Annotated in this window: 19 protein-coding genes and 1 tRNA gene; 18 read left to right on the forward strand and 2 right to left on the reverse strand. The window is 45.0% G+C overall.

Going from position 1 to position 18,509, the window contains the following annotated elements; translation table 11 throughout:
* The 15 genes from nadA to VIM91_RS08080 all read left to right on the forward strand — a co-directional run.
* On the forward strand, positions 1 to 912 hold a 912-nt coding region (gene nadA, locus VIM91_RS08010; protein ID WP_331864300.1), incomplete at its 5' end, for a quinolinate synthase NadA.
* 9 nt (positions 913 to 921) lie between these two features.
* Positions 922 to 1,677: a YebC/PmpR family DNA-binding transcriptional regulator gene (locus VIM91_RS08015; protein WP_331864301.1), complete on the forward strand. Its 756-nt coding sequence runs from the start codon at positions 922 to 924 to the stop codon at positions 1,675 to 1,677.
* A 2-nt stretch (positions 1,678 to 1,679) separates the two neighbouring features.
* A complete protein-coding gene (gene ruvC, locus VIM91_RS08020; RefSeq protein ID WP_331864302.1) occupies positions 1,680 to 2,213 on the forward strand; it encodes a crossover junction endodeoxyribonuclease RuvC in 534 nt (177 codons plus the stop codon).
* A gap of 42 nt (positions 2,214 to 2,255) precedes the next feature.
* Entirely contained in the window at positions 2,256 to 2,864 is a 609-nt protein-coding gene (gene ruvA, locus VIM91_RS08025; protein ID WP_331864303.1) for a Holliday junction branch migration protein RuvA, read from the forward strand.
* Positions 2,861 to 3,871 carry a Holliday junction branch migration DNA helicase RuvB gene (gene ruvB, locus VIM91_RS08030; RefSeq protein ID WP_331864304.1) on the forward strand — a complete coding sequence of 337 codons (1,011 nt, stop codon included), beginning with the start codon at positions 2,861 to 2,863 and terminating at the stop codon, positions 3,869 to 3,871. The genes ruvA and ruvB overlap by 4 nt, the downstream gene beginning before the upstream one ends.
* Positions 3,872 to 3,876: 5 nt before the next feature.
* Entirely contained in the window at positions 3,877 to 4,557 is a 681-nt protein-coding gene (gene tolQ, locus VIM91_RS08035; RefSeq protein ID WP_331864306.1) for a protein TolQ, read from the forward strand.
* 50 nt (positions 4,558 to 4,607) lie between these two features.
* The gene (locus tag VIM91_RS08040) at positions 4,608 to 5,060 is read left to right on the forward strand and encodes an ExbD/TolR family protein (RefSeq protein WP_331864307.1); all 453 of its coding nucleotides are present in this window, start codon (positions 4,608 to 4,610) and stop codon (positions 5,058 to 5,060) included.
* Positions 5,057 to 6,112: a cell envelope integrity protein TolA gene (gene tolA, locus VIM91_RS08045; RefSeq protein ID WP_331864308.1), complete on the forward strand. Its 1,056-nt coding sequence runs from the start codon at positions 5,057 to 5,059 to the stop codon at positions 6,110 to 6,112. The genes VIM91_RS08040 and tolA overlap by 4 nt, the downstream gene beginning before the upstream one ends.
* Before the next feature lie 17 nt (positions 6,113 to 6,129).
* On the forward strand, positions 6,130 to 7,455 hold the full coding sequence (gene tolB / locus VIM91_RS08050) for a Tol-Pal system beta propeller repeat protein TolB (RefSeq protein WP_331864309.1): 1,326 nt from the start codon (positions 6,130 to 6,132) through the stop codon (positions 7,453 to 7,455).
* Positions 7,456 to 7,497: 42 nt separating this feature from the next.
* The gene (locus VIM91_RS08055) at positions 7,498 to 8,076 is read left to right on the forward strand and encodes an OmpA family protein (RefSeq protein ID WP_331864310.1); all 579 of its coding nucleotides are present in this window, start codon (positions 7,498 to 7,500) and stop codon (positions 8,074 to 8,076) included.
* 17 nt (positions 8,077 to 8,093) lie between these two features.
* The gene (gene ybgF, locus VIM91_RS08060) at positions 8,094 to 8,888 is read left to right on the forward strand and encodes a tol-pal system protein YbgF (RefSeq protein ID WP_331864311.1); all 795 of its coding nucleotides are present in this window, start codon (positions 8,094 to 8,096) and stop codon (positions 8,886 to 8,888) included.
* A gap of 1 nt (position 8,889) precedes the next feature.
* The gene (queC, locus tag VIM91_RS08065) at positions 8,890 to 9,567 is read left to right on the forward strand and encodes a 7-cyano-7-deazaguanine synthase QueC (protein WP_331864312.1); all 678 of its coding nucleotides are present in this window, start codon (positions 8,890 to 8,892) and stop codon (positions 9,565 to 9,567) included.
* 179 nt (positions 9,568 to 9,746) lie between these two features.
* Positions 9,747 to 9,822, forward strand: a tRNA-Lys gene (locus tag VIM91_RS08070).
* A gap of 153 nt (positions 9,823 to 9,975) precedes the next feature.
* Positions 9,976 to 11,403 (forward strand): sodium:solute symporter family protein, encoded by a 1,428-nt coding sequence (locus tag VIM91_RS08075; RefSeq protein ID WP_331864313.1) that lies wholly within the window; start codon positions 9,976 to 9,978, stop codon positions 11,401 to 11,403.
* A gap of 107 nt (positions 11,404 to 11,510) precedes the next feature.
* Complete coding sequence (locus VIM91_RS08080; RefSeq protein WP_331864314.1) at positions 11,511 to 12,992, forward strand: 3'-5' exonuclease; 1,482 nt, start codon at positions 11,511 to 11,513, stop codon at positions 12,990 to 12,992.
* A 61-nt stretch (positions 12,993 to 13,053) separates the two neighbouring features.
* Here VIM91_RS08080 and VIM91_RS08085 read toward each other — a convergent pair whose 3' ends face one another.
* Positions 13,054 to 14,121 carry a folate-binding protein gene (locus VIM91_RS08085; RefSeq protein WP_331864315.1) on the reverse strand — a complete coding sequence of 356 codons (1,068 nt, stop codon included), beginning with the start codon at positions 14,119 to 14,121 and terminating at the stop codon, positions 13,054 to 13,056.
* A gap of 163 nt (positions 14,122 to 14,284) precedes the next feature.
* Between VIM91_RS08085 and VIM91_RS08090 the strand changes: the two genes are divergently transcribed.
* Complete coding sequence (locus VIM91_RS08090) at positions 14,285 to 14,824, forward strand: chemotaxis protein CheW (RefSeq protein ID WP_331864316.1); 540 nt, start codon at positions 14,285 to 14,287, stop codon at positions 14,822 to 14,824.
* Positions 14,825 to 14,860: 36 nt separating this feature from the next.
* Here VIM91_RS08090 and nadB read toward each other — a convergent pair whose 3' ends face one another.
* The gene (gene nadB, locus VIM91_RS08095; protein WP_331864317.1) at positions 14,861 to 16,468 is read right to left on the reverse strand and encodes an L-aspartate oxidase; all 1,608 of its coding nucleotides are present in this window, start codon (positions 16,466 to 16,468) and stop codon (positions 14,861 to 14,863) included.
* A 100-nt stretch (positions 16,469 to 16,568) separates the two neighbouring features.
* On the opposite strand from nadB, the gene VIM91_RS08100 reads away from it, so the two are divergent.
* Positions 16,569 to 17,039, forward strand: a complete 471-nt coding sequence (locus VIM91_RS08100; protein WP_331864318.1) for a SoxR reducing system RseC family protein — start codon at positions 16,569 to 16,571, stop codon at positions 17,037 to 17,039.
* Positions 17,036 to 18,436: a DegQ family serine endoprotease gene (locus VIM91_RS08105; protein ID WP_331864319.1), complete on the forward strand. Its 1,401-nt coding sequence runs from the start codon at positions 17,036 to 17,038 to the stop codon at positions 18,434 to 18,436. Before VIM91_RS08100 ends, VIM91_RS08105 begins: the two co-directional genes overlap by 4 nt.
* Positions 18,437 to 18,509: the final 73 nt, after the last annotated feature.

Raw genomic sequence — 18,509 nt, forward strand, 5'->3', positions numbered from 1 at the left:
TATTATGTCGATGCCGATCTTCAAGCCTTGGCGGAAGAAACCGGCGGCATAGTGGCGGATTCGTTGGAAATGGCCAACTTTGGTGCGCAGTCAGATGCGGATGTATTGGTGGTGTGTGGTGTGCGGTTTATGGGTGAAACCTCTAAGCTATTGAGTCCGGAAAAGACCGTAATCATGCCGGACCTTAATGCAACCTGCTCTTTAGATGTCGGTTGTCCGGCGGAGGAATTTGCCGCGTTTTGTGCGCAACATCCGGATCATACGGTGGTGGTGTATGCCAACACCAGTGTGGCGGTCAAAGCGATTGCCGATTGGGTGGTGACATCGGGTAATGCGTTGCAGATAGTGAACCATCTTAAAGCCAAAGGCGAGAAAATTATCTGGGCACCGGATCAGCACCTGGGTAACTGGATCGAAAAAGAAACTGGTATAGAGATGCTGCGTTGGATGGGGCATTGTATTGTTCATGATGAGTTTAAAGCCTTCGAACTTGAGCAATTAAAACGCGAACACCCTGAAGCCAAATTATTGGTGCATCCTGAATCATCTGAAGCGGTGGTGGCCTTGGCGGATGTGGTCGGTTCAACGAAGGTTTTAATTAATGCGGTGCAAACTCTGCCGGATGAAACCTTTATTGTGGCAACAGATCACGGCATTTTTTATAAGATGCGCCAACTCGCGCCACACAAAAAATTAATTGTGGCACCGACTGACTCAAAAACCACCCAGTGCATCAGTTGTGCACATTGTCCGTGGATGGCAATGAACGGCCTACAGAATTTAGCGGATAGTTTAGAGAAACTGGATCAAACGATTGAAATTGACGAATCGATTCGTCAAAAAGCCTTAGGGTCTTTGGATAAAATGCTGACCTTCTCGCGTCAAATCGGTTTGGTTAATCAAAAAAATTAAGAGGGAAGCATGGCTGGACATAGTAAATGGGCAAACATTAAACACCGTAAAGCTCGCCAAGACGCTAAAAAAGGTAAGGTGTTTACCAAGCTGATTCGTGAACTAGTAGTGGCGGCGAAAGCCGGCGGGCCTTACCCTGAAGATAATCCGCGTTTACGTGCCGCCGTCGATAAAGCTTTACGCGAAAACATGAAACGTGACACGATTGATAAAGCCATTGCCCGCGGTGCGGGTAATCAAGAAGGCGATGATTACGAAGAAATTCGTTATGAAGGTTACGCCCCAGCTGGCGTGGCGGTGATGGTAGATTGTTTAACGGATAATCGCAATCGCACCGTGTCAGAAGTGCGTCATGCCTTTAGTAAAAAAGGCGGCAATCTGGGCACAGATGGTTCGGTCTCTTATATGTTTAATAAGCAAGGCGTCATCAGTTTTGAACCAGGCTTAGATGAAGAGTCTGTGATGGAAGCGGCGATTGAGGCCGGTGCGGATGATGTGATTGTTAATGATGACAGCAGTGTGGATGTTGTTACGCCAGCGGAAGATTTTCATACCGTTACAGATGCTTTAGTTAAAGCCGGTTATGAACCCAGTGAAGCGGATGTGCACATGGAATCAGATATTAAGGTAGCTTTAGACTTTGAGGACGCTCAAAAAGTGATGGAGCTGATTGATATGCTTGAAGATTTGGACGATGTGCAGCGAGTCTATAGCAATATGGAATTGTCGGACGAAGTTATGGCGCAATTAATGGCCGCCGATTAAACATGAGCGCAGGCTTGAAAGTTACCCAGCGCATATTAGGTATCGATCCGGGGTCACGTAAAACTGGATTTGGTTTAATTGAGTCCGGTCGATATCATCCAACTTATGTTGTCAGTGGTGTGATCCGAGTCGAAAAATTCAGTGGCGCAGAAAGGTTAAAAAATATATTCGAATCAGTCGGTCAATTGATTGATCAATATCAGCCATCTATGATGGCAATCGAAAAAGTCTTTGTGCATAAAAATCCCAACTCGGCGATCAAATTGGGCCAAGCACGCGGCGTCATTTTGTGTGCCGCGGCAATTAAAAATATCCCTATTATTGAATACACACCCACGCAAATTAAAAGCACGATTGTGGGGCAAGGTCACGCGGGTAAAGAAGCGGTGCAATTTATGGTTAAACAACTGTTACGTTTAACCGAGGTGCCGCAAGAAGATGCGGCGGATGCATTAGCTTGTGCCTTGTGTCATGACCGTTATTTAAGCCTGGGTATTGATCCACAAAGCCTATCAAAAGGCACCCACTTTAGTTAATCGCATAAATGTGAGCAGTAGAATGATACAGAGATACTCAGCATGATCGGATTTTTACGCGGCCAGCTAGTGGTTAAACAACCGCCATTATTGGTGATTGATGTACAAGGTGTGGGTTATGAAGTCGAAGCGCCCATGTCGAGCTTTTATGCATTAAAAGAATTGGGTTCAGAAGTGCAGATTTTAACCCACATGCATGTGCGCGAAGATGCCATGCTGTTGTTTGGCTTTGTCACCGAGCAAGAGCGTGCCTTGTTTCGAGAGTTAATTAAAGTCAGTGGTATTGGTGCCAAAATGGCGCTAGGGATTTTATCTAGCCAATCGGTCGAGGAGTTTTGTGCGCATGTGAATGCCGCTAATACTGCCGCTTTATCAAAGGTGCCGGGCATTGGCAAGAAGACTGCCGAACGCCTTGTTATTGAAATGCGCGATCGTTTAAAAAATTGGCAAATGGCGAATATTCAAACCAATAAAACCGACAAATCAGCACCAGGCCTGGTCGTCACATCACATTCACATTCTGCGGTATCCGCTTTGGTATCCTTGGGGTACAAAGAATCTCAAGCTGAGACACTTATTAAAAGTGTCTATGAAGAAGGACTGAGTTTAGAAGTCCTGATTAAACGGGCATTACAACAGGTGAAAATATGATCGAAACTGATCGCATAATCGGCAATCAGGAGCAGGATGACGATTTATACGTGCTGCCCAAAATTCGCCCGCAAATTATGCAGGACTATATTGGTCAAGTGACGGTGCGCGAACAGTTAAGTATGTTTATAAACGCGGCCAAAATGCGTCAGGAACATTTAGATCACGTATTGCTTTACGGGCCACCAGGCCTGGGTAAAACCACCTTAGCGAATATTGTGGCGCAAGAAATGGGCGCGACTTTGCGTCAAACATCGGGTCCAGTATTAGATAAGCCGGGTGATTTAGCTGCGATTTTGACACGTTTAGAGCCAAATGATGTGTTGTTTGTGGATGAAATTCACCGTTTAAGCCCGATTGTGGAAGAAATTTTGTATCCGGCGATGGAAGATTTCCAACTGGATATTTTAATCGGTGAAGGCCCAGCAGCGCACAGTGTAAAGATTGATTTGCCGCCTTTTACTTTAGTGGGTGCTACAACGCGTGCGGGTTTATTGACATCGCCCTTGCGTGATCGTTTTGGTATCGTACAACGTTTGGAATTTTATTCGGTTGATGAGCTCACGCAAATTGTGACTCGATCGGCCAATATTTTAGGCATTCAGTCAGATGAATTAGGCGCACGTGAAGTTGCGCAGCGCTCAAGAGGCACGCCACGAATTGCCAATCGTTTATTACGACGAGTGCGAGACTTTGCTCAGGTGGAAGGTCGCGGCGTGATAGATCAAAAAATCGCGAATGCGGCATTAAATTTGCTTGAAGTTGACCTGTTAGGACTCGATAAAATGGACCGTCGTTTACTCGAAACGATTATTGGCCATTTTGATGGTGGCCCGGTCGGAATAGACAGTATGGCGACCTCGGTAGGCGAAGAGCGTGGCACGATTGAAGATGTCATCGAACCATTTTTGGTTCAACAAGGATTTTTAATAAGAACTCCAAGGGGACGTATTGCGACTAAGCGCGCATACGAACACTTAGGTTTAGATTACACAGAAAAGGAATAATACAGATGTACGATCAGTCGATGCTAGATTTAGTCGTTATGGCGAGCCCTATTGTGCAAGCGGTCATGGCTATATTGGTTTTTATGTCATTATTGGCTTGGTCGGTGGCGTTGGCCAAATCTTACGAAGTTCATAAAGCAAATTCATTGGTTAAACAATTTCAAGATGATTTTTGGGAGTCTGAAGATTTAAGCCGCATGTATAACAATATGGGCGCTTACGGTGATAACACTCGAGGACTGCACGCCATTTTCGAAGCTGGTTTTCAGGAGTTTGTTCGTTTAAAGAACCAAGGTGTAAAAGAAGCTTCTGACTTGGTATCAGCCTCTCAGCGCACCATGCGTATCGCGTTTAACAAAGAAGTCGATAAGCTAGAAAATCGTTTATCAATTCTTGCCACAGTCGGATCTTCTGCCCCTTATATTGGTTTGTTTGGTACGGTTGTTGGCGTAATGCACGCTTTCCAAGGGTTGGGTGATACGCCAAATGCGACTTTATCAGCGGTTGCACCCGGGATTGCAGAGGCGCTGTTAGCCACCGGTATTGGCTTGTTTGCCGCGATTCCGGCGGTTATTTTTTATAATAACTTAACCAATAAAGTCGATAAGTTATTGAGTCGTTATGAAAGCTTTGCTGAGGAGTTTTTAACGATCTTACAGCGTCAAGCACATGTATCGTCTAAATAAATTACTGATTAAATCGAGTTTAGAAACTCAGTAGAGGCAAGGGAAGGGTTATGCAGCAAGGATTTCGAACTGCGCGTGATAAGCGGCGTTTAATGGCTGAAATCAACGTGGTGCCTTATATTGATGTCACCTTGGTTTTGTTGATTATTTTTATGGTGACCGCTCCCATTGTGCAGCAGGCCGTGACGGTTGAGTTACCCCAAGCGCCAGAAGTGAAAGAATCGGCCGACAGCGTGAAGCCAGTCACTCCGTTTGTGATTACGATTACAAAAGACGGCCAGTATAAAACCAGTGAAGCTCCAGACGTAGTATTAACGCAGTCTGAAGTGGAGGGCTTGGTGGCTGAAGTCGTGGCGCGTACACAGATTGATGAACGCTTACCGGTTTATTTGCAGGGTGATCGCGAAGCACCTTACGGTCGGGTCGTGCATTTGTTTGTTGTGCTGAAAAACAATGGCGTACCAAACGTTTCACTGATTACACAGCCAGAGGAGCGACAATGATTTTATTCGTTAAACGTCATCCGATTGCTGTTTCGTTAGCGGTTGTTCTGCATTTAACCTTAGGCGTGTTGATTACCAATAATTGGTTTAAGCAAACTGATGCGTTAAAAATTAATATGTCGTCTGATGGACAAACTGAAATTAATGAAGTGGTGCAAAATGAGCCGCTGCAAACCTTTGCAGTTGACCAGCAAGTTGTTCAGCAGCAAGTTGAGCGTATAAAGGCTGAACAAGAGGCACGTCGCAAAGAGCAGGAACGTTTAGCGGCTGAAGCGAGACGTAATGAACAACGTTTAGCCGAATTGCGTCGTGACCAAGAAGCTGAAACGCGCTTAGCAGAAGAAGCACGTCGTCAAGCCGATATTGAACGTCAACGTCAAGAGGCGGAGCGCCAGCGTGCCGCCGAAGCGAAGCGTCAAGCCGAGCAAGCTCGTAAAGTAGCGCAAGAAGCGGAACTTCGTCGTCAACAAGCTGAACAGCAGGCACGAGAAATTGCCCAGGCCGCCGCTAAACAGCGTCAGGCTGAAGAACAGCGTTTGAAGGAGTTGGAAGCATTACAGCGAGAAGCACAAATTCAAGCTGAAAAAGAACGTGCTCGTCAACAGGCAATTACTGAAGAAGTTAAACAAAAAGAAGCCCAAAAACGCCAACTGGAGGCGGAAGCTTTAGCGGCACGCTTAATGCGTGAGCAATTGGAGCAAGAGGCCTTGGTTAAAAAACTAGCAGAAGAAGAGGCCGCTAAACAGCGTGAAGCGGCGCGTCAACGTGAGTTATTGAGCTTACGAGAAACCTATATTTCGTCTATTTCGGCAAAAGTGCGTGAAAATTGGCGTACGCCCGCGAATATTTCAGAACAGGCTCAGTGCGAGTTGGTTATTACCCAAACGCCAAATGGCAATGTGTCGAGTGTAAAAACTGAGAATTGCAACGCTCAAGCCACTGACCAGTTTAAACAAGCGGCCGAAAGTGCGGTATTAAGAGCACAGCCTTTGCCTAAGCCGCCAGTAGAAGAACTATTCGAGCGTAATATACGCTTTGTTTTTAAACCTTAAAACTTACCAGGTTAATTATGAAATCAGTATTTCAGATCAAAAAGTCACTTATAACCTTGTTATTTTTTAGCTTGGGACTGATACCCCATGTTGTTCAGGCCAATCTAGTGATTGAAATCAGCGAAGGTTATGAAAATGCGCTACCCATTGCGGTCATACCCTTTCAAGTTGAGGGTTCGACTAGCATTCCTGAAGATATTTCCGCTATTGTGAGTCATAACTTGCGTCGTAGTGGCCGTTTTTCGCCTTTGGATAAAAATGTCTTACCCTCTAGACCGACCCAAGTTGAAGATATCATATTTGAACAGTGGCGCTCTAAAGACGTTGATCACTTGATTATGGGGCATATAACACCGCGCCCAAATGGCCTTTATGATGTTGAAATGCGTTTGGTTGATGTGTTGCGACGTAAGCAGGTGATTGGTAAGCGTTGGCGTGATGTGCCGCGCCAGCAATTGCGTCAGGTGGCGCACCAAATGTCGGATGAAATATACCTTGAGCTAACCGGAATTCCTGGTGCGTTTAACACACGTTTGGCTTATGTGACGATGAAAGTTCGTGGAGATGAACGGCATTACACTCTAGAAGTTTCAGATTCTGATGGGCATAACCCGCAACCCTTGTTGCGATCAAAAATGCCGATCATGTCGCCAAGTTGGTCACCCGATGGCCGTAAATTGGCGTATGTCTCATTTGAGACTGGACGTTCAAATGTTGTCGTACAAAACTTGGATGGCTCAAATAGAGAAGTTTTGGCCGATTTCCCAGGCATTAATAGCGCCCCCAGTTGGTCTCCGGATGGTAAGAGTTTGGCGATTACTTTGTCAAAAGATGGCAATGCGGATGTTTTTATTATGAATTTGCAAACCAAGGCGTTACGTAAAGTAACACGTCATTGGGCAATCGAAACCGAAGCCGCGTGGTCGATAGATGGTAAGTCGCTTTACTTTAATTCGGACCGTCGCGGTCAGCCTCAAATATTTAAAATGGAGCTAGATTCCGGTAATGTGACCCGCATTTCATTTCAGGGTAATTACAATGCTAACCCCGAGACATCACCAAATGGCCGTTATTTAGCCATGGTACATTCTAATAATGGTTTTAATGTCGGCTTATTAGATTTATATACCAATGAGTTTAATGTGTTAACCGATGCTTTTTTAGGCGAGTCGCCAAGTTTTGCACCTAATAGCGATATGATTGTGTATGCAATGAACCGCAATAATAAAGGTCAGTTGGCGGTCGTTTCGGTTGATGGACGCGCTTCGCAAATTTTGAGTGTCGAGGACGGGCAGGTAAGAGAGCCTGCGTGGGGGCCTTATCGTGTACAACCAAACAAATAATCAAAATTCAATGAACTTGTATTTAAAAAAGGATTGAAACAAATGCGCTTAACTAAGATAGTGTTGACGGGATTGTTGCTGGGCTCTTTAACGGCTTGTACTACCATGCCCGGTGTGGATGGAGCATCAACCGATGATCGACGTACAAGCGATGCGGGCTTGTTAGATCGAAATCAACAATCAGCGGATGAAGGTGTAGAAGTTTTGTCTTTAAGCGACTCGCAGGGTTTAGAGGGTGAAACCTTGATACAAGGAGAAATTGGTGATCTTTTAGCCGATGAAGCGATTCGAGAATTTTCTCCTGTTATTTACTTTGGTTATGATCAGTTTGCGATTGATGAGGATTCGATGCAAACGTTGAAATATTATGCCAATCAAATGTTAGAAAACCCAAGATTGTTGCTTAGTTTAGAAGGCCACACGGATGAACGTGGCAGCCCTTCTTATAATCTAGCATTAGGTGAGAAGCGTGCGAAATCAGCAGCGGAAGTCATGATGTTATATGGTGTAAATAGTGATCGTATTACGGTTATTAGCTTTGGTGAAGAGCAACCAGCTGAGTTAGGTCATGATGAGTCGGCTTGGGATAAAAACCGTCGTGTAGAATTACGTTTTAATTAAGGTTTAAAGTGATCATCATGCAAGAATTTAAGCATCAAGTGAAATTTATCCAAGCCGGCTTTGTGGCTTTGGTCCTATTCAGTTCGACCAGTTTTGCTCAGAGCCTTGAGCAGCGTGTTGAGCGCTTAGAGCGCATATCAAGCAATCCAGTATTGCTGCAACATTCTCAACGTATGAATGATCAGCAGCGCGAGATTCAGTCACTTTACGATCAAGTAGATCGTTTAGTGCGTCAGGTTCAAACCTTAGAGTCTAAACTGTCTCAATCTTATGAGGAAATGGATGAACGTCTGAATAAGCTTGAAACCCTACCCAAACAAAACGTGTCAGCGGAATTAACACCGCAAGTGGGCTCAGCGGTTGTCTCTACGAAAACAGAATCGGCGACGACCACACCCGTTGTAAGCAATGAAGCTTCGCAAAACACAGCTAATGCCAAGTCAGCTTACGATAAAGCTTTTAACTTGTTAAGAGAAGGCAAATATGACGAATCCATTCAAGCTTTAAAGCAATTCGTTAAAGACTTTCCTGAATCGAGCCTAGCTAGCAATGGTCATTATTGGTTGGGTGAAGCTTATTTAATTAAGCAGGATTTTGCCAACGCTTATGCTGCATTTGATACCGTGTTAAAGCAGCATGCGAACAGCAATAAAGTTGAAGATGCGATGTTGCGAGGCGCTGACAGTTTGGTCGGGCTTAACCGCCTTGACGAGGCTAAACAGTTATACGAAAAACTGGTAGAACAAGCGCCAGAATCACGTTCAGCTAAGAGTGCTGTGCGTCGTTTAGAGCGCTTTAATTCAGGTAATTAATATGGGTCATGAGCGAGCTGTCGTTTTGTTGTCGGGTGGTTTGGACTCAGTAACGGTACTGGCACATGCCCATGCGCATGGTTATGAATGTCACACCTTGAGTTTTGACTATGGTCAGCGCCACCAGGTTGAGTTGCAAGCGGCCGAACGACTTGCCGCCCAATATGGTGCTAAAACGCACCGTGTCATGCAAATGAATATGGCTGCGATTGGCGGTTCTGCATTAACCGATAATAAAATTGATGTACCAGTGAATGGGGTGGGGTCAGATATTCCAGTGACCTATGTGCCAGCGCGTAATACGGTATTTTTGTCCTATGCCCTTGGTCTCGCTGAGGTGTTGGAAGCTCAACATATTTTTATTGGTGTTAACTCGGTCGACTATTCAGGTTACCCAGACTGTCGTCCTGAATATATCGCCGCGTTTGAGAAGATGGCGAATCTAGCGACCAAAACGGCAGTTGAAGGTCATTTAATTAAGATTGAAACGCCATTGATGAGCTTAAGTAAAGCTCAGATCATTCATATGGGTATGAAACTGGGTGTGGATTATTCGCTTACGGTGTCATGTTATCAAGCGGATCCAGCAGGGCGAGCTTGTGGCAAATGTGATTCTTGTCGTTTGCGTCAACAAGGGTTTGCTGAAGCCGGAGTGCCTGATCCTACACGTTATAGTTAAAGTTTAACTTCGGGTTTTTCATTTTCGGATTAATAAACGATTAAGTTTCATAGGCTTAAGCGAGCTTTATGGTTTAGCGCTCGATTAACCGAATTAAGTCTTCTAAAAAAATCAAAAAAAATTCGCCAAAAAGCTTGCCAAGCCGCGCCAGCTCTGTATAATACGCCGCATATCAACGAGGGTCGTTAGCTCAGTTGGTAGAGCAGTTGGCTTTTAACCAATTGGTCGTGCGTTCGAGTCGCACACGACCCACCATATATAGAAACCCTGTTAAGTTTACTTAACAGGGTTTTTTTATACCCTGCGTTTAAAAACCGCTATTCGTTTTGAACGTTGTCTGCTATATTTCGATTTTTTACAGTGACCAAATGGCTCTGATCCAAGCACTTTTTAAGAAGGACTCCTTCAATGTTAATTAGCTTTACATTTTTATACTTGTTAGCTTCGATTGGCTTAGGGCTCTATGCGGCCACAAAAGTTAAAAACATGGGTGATTATGTATCCGCAGGTCGAAGCTTACCAATTTGGGTGGTGACCGCCATGGTCTTTGCTACCTGGTTTGGTGCCGAGACGGTATTGGGTATTCCGGCTGAGTTTTTAGAAGGGGATTTAGGTTCGTTAATCGCTGATCCGTTTGGTGCGGCCTTATGCCTAATCTTGTTTGGTTTGTTTTTAGCGCGCAAGCTGTATCGAATGAACTTACTCACATTGGGTGATTTTTACCGGGTGCGTTTTGACCGTCGAACCGAGTTGGTTGCCTCGATTGCGATTGCGATTTCTTATTTAGGTTGGGTGTCGGCTCAAATTATGGCATTAGGTATTGTGTTTAATGTCTTGTCAGATGGTTACATTAGCCAATTTCACGGTATTTTGTTAGGTACATCGGTGGTATTAATTTACACCTTATTTGGTGGTATGTGGTCGGTGGCGGTCACCACGTTCGTACAAATGATTGTGATTGTGTTGGGTTTGTTGTTTATCGCTTGGTATTTGTCTGGTATGACAGGTGGGGTGGCGCCGGTGATTGAACATGCGGCTCAGGCTGAAAAGTTTAACTTTTTGCCGGATTTAAATGCCATTGCGATGTTGGCTTTTATGTCTGCGTTGCTCACGATGGGTTTAGGATCACTCGCTCAGCAAGATGTGTTTCAGCGAGCCAACACCTCTAAAAATGAAAACGTGGCGGTTTGGGCCACGGTTGGCGGTGGTGTGTTGTATTTATTGTTTGCGGCCGTGCCTATTTTTTTGGGTTATTCGGCTTATTTAATTAATCCAGACCTAGTTAACCATTATATGCAACTGGATAGTCAACAAGTGTTGCCTCAGTTGGTTAAACAACATTTACCATTATTTGCCCAGGTGATTTTTTATGGCGCGCTTTTATCGGTGATTATGTCGACCGCATCAGCGACTATGTTAGCGCCATCGGTGATTATTTCTGAGAACATTTTAAAAGGCTTTGTTACGGGCTTAAGTGATCGTTATTTATTAATGATGACACGCGGCGTGGTGGTCGCGTTTGCTTTATTGGTCGCGATTTACACCCTTTGGTCTTTAGAGCAAGAAACGTCGATTCATAAAATGGTGGAGAATGCTTACAAGATTACCTTGGTGGTGGCGTTTGTACCTTTGGTAGCGGGACTTTACTGGAAACGAGCGAGTTCAGCAGGTGCCTATTTAGGGATAACGCTGGGTGTGATTGTTTGGCTGGCTTTAGAGTTGTTGGTTCCATCACTAGAAGAGAGTTTGCCAGCGCATTTTATTGGTTTCTTTGCCGCCATTATTGGCATGATCTTTGGTTCGTTACGCTGGCCAAATAAAACACAGTTCGAATAGCATCAGGCCTGGTGCTTTTGCTGTGTGGCCTTTAATTTTGTTTAACCCTTGCGTTTATAACAGGTGGTTCGCATAATGGGCAGCCTTATAGAAAATGCGATGTTGGGATGAACGCTGGTTATCAAATTGGGCCACATAAAGCCACGCCGGAACAGGTCTTGATTATTGATGCCGCCTTACGAGGCGAGAGCTTTAAAGTGCCAGCCTTTGCAGGGGCATCAAAAACCACTACCCTTAAAGGTGTGGCGGAGCATCTGACTTATAAGCGCATTTTGTATTTGGCGTTTAACAAAGCGATTGCCGATGAGGCACGTCAGCTTTTCCCTAACTGGGTCGAATGTCGCACGGCGCACAGTTTGGCTTATCGTTTTATGATGGCGTCTCAGCCTAGCTATAAAGATAAACTTCAACGCGGCGGCGCGTTTTTACCCTATCAAGACTTAGAAATCCATTCTGGTAAACCTGAACATTGGCGACCGTTTCGTCGATCGCGTTTTCAGGTGAATATTGCGATTGGTGAAACCCTTGCTCAGTATTTCAACTCAGCCGATTTGCGTGTAATGGAAGCGCATATTCCCGAAGCAGTGATGCATTGGGGGAAATCGGCGCGTCCTCAAGAACTGGCGTTGTTTGTGGCGCAGCTTATCGAAATAACCCAGCAGCTCGCCGACAACATGCTCGATCCGGCTTGTGATTGTGCAATGACGCACGATGCCTATCTTAAAGCGTTTCAATTACGCCAACCAAAGCTGGCTTATGATGTTATTTTGCTGGATGAAGCCCAAGATACTAATCCGGTTTTACAGGCGATTATGCGCCACCAGGCCTGCCAGAAAATCCTAGTGGGTGATCGACATCAAGAAATTTACGCTTGGCGAAATGCCGTGAATACCATGGAAGGCTTAGACCTAAAAGAATATGCGTTGACGCATTCCTTTCGGTTTGGCGAACATATCTCAGAGCTGGCCAATCGATTACTGCAAAAGGTGACGGAAAACCGCAAAATTGTCGGCTTAGGACAAGATCTTCCAATTAACCAGGGGTTTGATAAACACCAGCCTTACGCGGTCATGTGTCGAACTAATGCCAAAGTGTTTGAAGTTGCAGAGTTTTGTTTAACTCGTGGCATTCCTTACAGTATTAATGGCGGTCTGGAACAGATTACGCGTTTAATTGCATCTGCCTATGGCTTATATCAGGGAGATCGAAAAGCGCCAAGGTCGCCCGAGTTAAGTCTATTTGGCTCATGGCAAGAGTTTAGTGAGGTGGCTGAGGAGCTCAACAAGTCAGAGTGGAAAACGATTATTAAATTTGTCGAAACCCATAAAGAGCAAACCCTCAATAAAATTCAACAGTTAGGTAAAAATGCGTTTCCGTATGCGGCGCAAGCGCATGTGTTTATAAGCACGGTGCATAAAGCAAAAGGGCTGGGGTTTGATCAAGTGGTGTTGGCGTCGGATTTTGAATGGCCGGACTCAAAACAACCGAGTTTTCGCGAAGGTTTAAATGTGATTTATGTGGCGATTACACGTGCTAAGCGAGTATTGGTTTTGCCAAAGAGTTTACGCCAAGCCTTAAATCTAAAATAGCGCTTTTAGAAAGCACCAGGCCTGGTATGAGGAGAACAACCAGGCCTGGTGGTTGATAGGATTAATCTTCGTCAGTGATTAAATAAGGCAGTGGTTCGATTTTAACCAATCCGCCTGTTAGTGTGTGTAGGTCGCCTTCGACTTTTTCCAGTGCACGTAAACTGCCGATAACCAAGCATAACGTGCCTTCAAAAATATCCGGGTTGGATAACACCACATCCAGCTTGTGAACCTTTTCGTTTGAATCTATCACTTCTAACACATCGCCGCTGTTCAACTCAACGACTTCATCTAGATGCAAACGCAACATACGTTTGGCGGCTTTGCCACGATAATGCAAACGCGCAATGATTTCTTGTCCAGGGAAGCAACCTTTCTTAAAGTTGATTACCTGAGTTTTGTCTAGGTTAAGAAATTGTGCTATGTGTTTTCCGCTATTGGCGGCGGTCACTTCAGCTAAACCAGAAGCAATGTTAAGCAAACGCCAGTCGTAGCTATTGGTGACATCGCCATTTGAGCGCAATTTGCGCCAAGCTTCAATCGCTTGTTCAGCCGGTGCAAATAATTCGTAACGATGAAAAGGGCCGGGCACTTTAACAATTCGAACGGATTCTAAGCCAGGTTCTTTGGACGTAGTGGAAGCAAACTCTTTTTTGATTTTGGTATCTAAGCGACGCTGAATATCTAAGTCGGCAAACTGACCGGCAAAACCAAAACGCACCCAAGAATTTGAAATCTCTTCTAAGGTCACCTTGGAGCGCATCACAAACATTTGTAAACGTTTTAGAATCGGTTCGCGTAATGAGCCGTCAAAACTTAGGAAATAGTCGCCATCGTGCATAAAGATCAAAAATAAAGCTAACACTTGGCCTTGCGGATCGTTATAAGAAGAAAACTGCGCGGATTCTTCGTTCACTTGGGTGATGTCATTACTCAGTTGACCTTGTAAAAAAGCTTGGGCTTCTTCACCTGATACGCGTATTAAAGCTTGATGCGCCAAGCTGGTCATGACTGGACCATGCTTGATAAGTACACGCTCTAATTCGGGAAATTCAAACTGACTAACGGCGCCAGTGTCATCAAATTGGGCTTTTTGTTCGGTCAAAAAATCGTGCCATAAATTATTCATGACGGTTATTCCTTTCGAATCCTGATGGTTTGGGCCTGAAATCATACCCTAGTATGCTGCTAGGTTAAATGGTGCATGTCGGAATCTGATTGAAATTTTATGGGTAGCCCAGTATATTAGCGACTATATTAGCTTCTAAATAAGTCAACACTGGGAGTAACTGGTGACCACAAATAAGAAAGAATTTTTAACCTTTGAGTTAGGTAAAGAAGAATACGCCGTAGAAATTCTGCGTGTACAAGAAATTCGCGGCTGGGAAAATCCGGATCCATTGCCGAATGTGCCCAGTTATGTAAAAGGCGTGGTTGATTTACGCGGTACGATTGTGCCGATCATTGATTTGCGTGAAAAGTTTAAACTGAAAGTGTCTTATGATGTCACCACAGTCGTTGTGGTAGTGCATGTGTTGACTAACCAGGGCGAACGGATTATGGGCTTGGTGGTGGACTCGGTTTCGGACGTTCAGCAATTTGATTTAGCCAATTTACAGGCGGCGCCGGATATTTCGGCTTCGATCGATAGCCAGTTTATTTTAGGTTTAACGACCGTGTTTAATTCCAGTGCGCCGCAAAAAGATCAGCAAGAAGGCACCGCTAAAAAAGGCCGCATGGTAATTGTGATTGATATCGATAAATTAGCGAGTGAAGGTCTTATCGAAGATATTGAAGCGGCCGATGCACACACCATTCGAGGCAACGGTTAAAGCTGAACCATTCGTGTTTGATTTTTAAAACCCAAGTTATTTCGCTTGGGTTTTTCTTTTTAAAGGCTTCAAAATAGTCGGTTTGGAGCGGCTTTTGGTTTTAGGATAGTCTAGGTTGTAGTGTAAACCTCGGCTTTCTTTGCGTTTTTGTGCGCTGGTGACCATCAACTGTGAAACCAAGACCAAATTACGCAATTCAAGCAAATCGCTATCCAGCGTGTGCTGATAATAAAACTCAGCAATTTCATTTTGCAAGTTACGAATACGTTGTGCGGCACGTTTTAGACGTTTGTCTGTTCGAACGATACCAACATAATCCCACATTACACGTCTTAATTCGTCCCAGTCGTGAGCGACTAAAATCCGCTCTCGTGCTTCGCTGACTCGACTGCTGTCCCAATCAGGAATCTGGTCGGGTTGGACCAGGTTCTCAATGTTAATGGCTTCAATGCTCTGGCGTGCGGCTTCGGCAAATACTAAACCTTCTAATAAAGAGTTGCTGGCCAAGCGGTTGGCACCATGTAAGCCAGTAAAAGCTGTTTCACCAATGGCGTATAGTCCTGCAATATCGGTTTCGCCCTTTAAATTGGTGACGATGCCGCCGCATGTATAATGGGCAGCCGGTACTACTGGAATTGGTTGTTTGCTGATATCAATGCCGAGTTTTTTGCAGCGGCCATAAATCGTAGGGAAATGCTGTTTTAAAAAGTCTTTAGGTTTGTGAGTAATATCTAAAAACACACAATCAATGCCGTGAACTTTCATTTCTTGATCAATCGCTCTGGCCACAATATCACGTGGCGCTAAGTCGGCTCGTTCATCGTATTTCGCCATAAAGGCCTCGCCATTTGGCAAGCGTAAAATGCCACCTTCACCGCGCACCGCTTCACTGATGAGAAAAGAGCGATCTTGCGGATGAAATAAGCAGGTTGGATGGAATTGATTAAACTCCAAGTTACCGACACGGCAACCAGCACGCCAAGCCATCGCAATACCATCTCCTGTCGAGGTATCGGGGTTGCTAGTATAAAGGTAGGCTTTACTTGCTCCGCCAGTTGCTAAAACGGTAAAAGGAGCTTGAATGCTGTAAATATTGCGGCTTTGTTTGTTTAATACATATGCCCCCACACAGCGGGTTTTGTCTTCACTGGTAACTAGGTCGACCGTCATGTGGTTAGGCAAAAGTTTGATATTAGGGTGTTCTTTTACCCGTTTGATCAAGGTTGATAAAACAGAGTGTCCCGTATGATCAGCCGCGTGAATAATACGGCGGTGACTGTGGCCACCTTCTTGTGTTAGGTGGAAGGGATAATCCGCTTGGCTTTCCGCTGGGCTGAAAGGGACGCCTAGAGTGATTAATTCTTCAATTGATTTTGAGGCATTTTCGGCGACATATCTAACAGCTTGCGGGTCGCATAATCCTGCTCCCGCATTGAGTGTATCGTTAATATGGGCATCAACTGAATCAAATGGATCCAATACAGCGGCAATGCCGCCTTGCGCGTACATGGTGCTGCCTTCTGATAAGGAGGACTTAGCCAGTACAATGACATTGTGTTTACGAGCGAGCTTTAAAGCCAGTGATAAACCGGCTATGCCGCTACCAATGATTAAAACATCGGTCTTGAGATTATGGTTTGACACAAAAAACTCGCTTTACCCTTGAATAATTCGACTAATAGTAGCATATTGTTTTAACATTTAGGCTTGATAAGCGCGCTTTAACAGCGATCAAAGGAAAGAAATGCATTCAAGTGAAACCTTAGTGGCTTATGGCCGAGTAGAAGAGGTATCAGAGCATTATGCTTATATCCGAACCCAGCGAGAATCCGGTTGTGGTGGCTGTCAGTCCGAACAAACCTGTGGGACGAGTACTTTAGCTCGTTTGTTTTCCATGAGCAGCCAACCCTTGCTTAAACTGCCAAATCATATCAATGCCAGGCCTGGTGATCAGGTTGAGTTGGCGTTAGAAGGGCACAGCTTGATTCATCAAGCTTTTATGGCCTATGGATTACCCTTGGTCGGTATGTTTGCAGGGGCTTTATTGGCCTTATTATTCTGGCCGGATGCTGGAGACATGGCCGCCATTAGCGGTAGTTTAGTGGGGTTAGTCGTCGCTTGGGGATGGGTCAAACATTACCATCATCCTTTACAACCTAAATTGGTGCGTGTTGTTTTGAACAAAATGCTAAACGGAGAAGAGAGTAAAATATGAAAAAACAAACACTTAGTTGGTTTGCCTGGGTTGTGTTAGCCATACCAGCCTTAAGTCTTGCCAATCCAGCCGGCTTACCTGATTTTACCCAACTGGTCGATCAAAATTATCAAGCAGTTGTGAATATTAGTACTACACGCACTGAAGCGAGCTCTGGGCGTGAAGCTCTGCCTCCCCAATTTCGTGGCTTGCCGGATGATTTTTTAAGACATTTTTTTGGTATGGACCCAGAGCGAGGCAACCGAGGGCCTGAGCGTCGTTCTCAATCGGTCGGTTCGGGCTTTATTATCAGTGAAGATGGTTATATTTTGACCAATCACCATGTGATAGCCGAAGCTGATCAAGTCACCGTTAGATTAAATGATCGCCAGGAATACAAAGCCGAAGTGGTAGGGAGTGATCCACGTACCGATGTCGCTTTGCTTAAAGTCTCGGCGGATGATTTGCCTGTAGTTCGCACTGGGAGCAGTGAAGACTTAAAGGTCGGCGAATGGGTGTTAGCCATTGGTGCGCCTTTCGGGTTGGATTACACCGTCACAGCAGGCATTGTGAGTGCTAAGGGGCGCAGTCTGCCGGATGACACTTATGTACCCTTTATTCAAACCGACGTCGCGATTAACCCAGGTAACTCTGGTGGCCCACTGATTAACCTTGATGGCGAAGTGATTGGCATTAATGCCCAGATCTTTACGCAGAGCGGCGGTTTTATGGGTTTGTCATTCGCGATTCCGATAGAAATTGCGATGAACGTGGTCGACCAGCTAAAAAATACCGGTAAAGTCGAGCGTGGATTCTTGGGTGTGCAAGTGCAAGAAGTTACGAGTGACTTAGCGCGTTCTTTTGATATGGAAAAACCACAAGGGGCTTTGGTAGCGCAAGCTTATCCAGACACGCCAGCAGAAAAGGCCGGCTTAGAATCGGGGGATATTATTTTAAGCTTCAATGGTACCGTGATTGAAAAGTCGACTGATTTACCACCAGCAGTGGGTATTACGCCTTTAGGCGAAGTAGTTGAAATTGTGATATTGCGTCAAGGTAAGCGTATGACCTTAACCACTACTTTAGCCGCGCTGGACGATTCGAGTCAGGCGGGCCTGCCCCAAAAAGCCGGCGTGACGCGCAGTACCAAGTTAGATGCCCAGTTAGAAGAAATTAGTGATGAAGATCTTAAGCGTTTAAATTTACCCTTTGGTGTCGGTGTAGCCGAAGTGGGGGATGGATTGGCTAAGAAAAATGGCATTTTAGAAGGCGATGTGTTGGTGAGTATTAACTTCCAACCGATTCGAAGTGTGAAAGATGTCGATGCCGTTTTGTCCAATGCTAAAAAAGGCCAATCTATGCCGGTCAGGGTTGTACGAGGCGGTCGTTCAATCTTTTTAGCTTTGGTTATGGATTAGTCCGCATCTATCTGGTGCGAGTCTTAGAATTAGCGTAAAATACACGCAATTTTAAAGTCGAGCGGCCCTTGTG

Origin of the sequence: Thiomicrospira sp. (assembly GCF_036568485.1) — a bacterium.
Classification (GTDB): Bacteria; Pseudomonadota; Gammaproteobacteria; order Thiomicrospirales; family Thiomicrospiraceae; genus Thiomicrospira.

Excerpts from the sequence above, each read along its gene's own strand:
- tolA (WP_331864308.1), top strand. The coding sequence starts at position 5,057 with ATGATTTTATTCGTTAAACGTCATCCGATTGCTGTTTCGTTAGCGGTT.
- VIM91_RS08080 (WP_331864314.1), top strand. The coding sequence starts at position 11,511 with ATGAACGCTGGTTATCAAATTGGGCCACATAAAGCCACGCCGGAACAG.
- ruvC (WP_331864302.1), top strand. The coding sequence starts at position 1,680 with ATGAGCGCAGGCTTGAAAGTTACCCAGCGCATATTAGGTATCGATCCG.
- ybgF (WP_331864311.1), top strand. The coding sequence starts at position 8,094 with ATGCAAGAATTTAAGCATCAAGTGAAATTTATCCAAGCCGGCTTTGTG.
- VIM91_RS08075 (WP_331864313.1), top strand. The coding sequence starts at position 9,976 with ATGTTAATTAGCTTTACATTTTTATACTTGTTAGCTTCGATTGGCTTA.
- VIM91_RS08100 (WP_331864318.1), top strand. The coding sequence starts at position 16,569 with ATGCATTCAAGTGAAACCTTAGTGGCTTATGGCCGAGTAGAAGAGGTA.
- ruvA (WP_331864303.1), top strand. The coding sequence starts at position 2,256 with ATGATCGGATTTTTACGCGGCCAGCTAGTGGTTAAACAACCGCCATTA.
- queC (WP_331864312.1), top strand. The coding sequence starts at position 8,890 with ATGGGTCATGAGCGAGCTGTCGTTTTGTTGTCGGGTGGTTTGGACTCA.
- VIM91_RS08055 (WP_331864310.1), top strand. The coding sequence starts at position 7,498 with ATGCGCTTAACTAAGATAGTGTTGACGGGATTGTTGCTGGGCTCTTTA.
- tolQ (WP_331864306.1), top strand. The coding sequence starts at position 3,877 with ATGTACGATCAGTCGATGCTAGATTTAGTCGTTATGGCGAGCCCTATT.
- ruvB (WP_331864304.1), top strand. The coding sequence starts at position 2,861 with ATGATCGAAACTGATCGCATAATCGGCAATCAGGAGCAGGATGACGAT.
- VIM91_RS08105 (WP_331864319.1), top strand. The coding sequence starts at position 17,036 with ATGAAAAAACAAACACTTAGTTGGTTTGCCTGGGTTGTGTTAGCCATA.
- tolB (WP_331864309.1), top strand. The coding sequence starts at position 6,130 with ATGAAATCAGTATTTCAGATCAAAAAGTCACTTATAACCTTGTTATTT.
- VIM91_RS08040 (WP_331864307.1), top strand. The coding sequence starts at position 4,608 with ATGCAGCAAGGATTTCGAACTGCGCGTGATAAGCGGCGTTTAATGGCT.
- VIM91_RS08085 (WP_331864315.1), bottom strand. The coding sequence starts at position 14,121 with ATGAATAATTTATGGCACGATTTTTTGACCGAACAAAAAGCCCAATTT.
- VIM91_RS08015 (WP_331864301.1), top strand. The coding sequence starts at position 922 with ATGGCTGGACATAGTAAATGGGCAAACATTAAACACCGTAAAGCTCGC.